Source organism: Bacillus sp. SIMBA_154 (genome assembly GCF_046536015.1).
GTDB classification, from domain to species: Bacteria; Bacillota; Bacilli; order Bacillales; family Bacillaceae; genus Bacillus; species Bacillus pumilus_P.
On sequence record NZ_JAWJBV010000144.1, the window covers coordinates 1 to 309 of the forward strand.

Consider the following 309-nt stretch of genomic DNA (forward strand, 5'->3'; position numbering starts at 1 on the left):
GAAGATCCCGAAGGCGCTGAAGGGCTGGCAAGTTACGATTTGACTCACTATAAGCCAATACGATGTTCCGGCTGTAACGGGAATCCTGACTTACGGGAATATAGTGAGAACTGAACGACCCTATCGTGAGCCACTGAGGTACCAGTGACACCCCCTGCCCACAGGACACCAGCAAATCAATGGCTTCCAGTGAATCGATATCGCAAGCCACCCTTACATCAATGTCACGATCATCAAGGTAACGTTGAGCCAATGACCCGCCCCATGAGTTGACGTCGTAGCGTATGAAGGCCTGAGATTGCAGGGCGG

General features: G+C 52.1%; 1 protein-coding gene. It reads right to left on the minus strand.

Annotated features, from left to right (window positions below):
• Window positions 1-304, minus strand: a 304-nt coding sequence (locus R0K30_RS21490; RefSeq protein WP_410612820.1) for a LysR substrate-binding domain-containing protein, incomplete at its 3' end; no start/stop codon positions are given.
• Window positions 305-309: the final 5 nt, after the last annotated feature.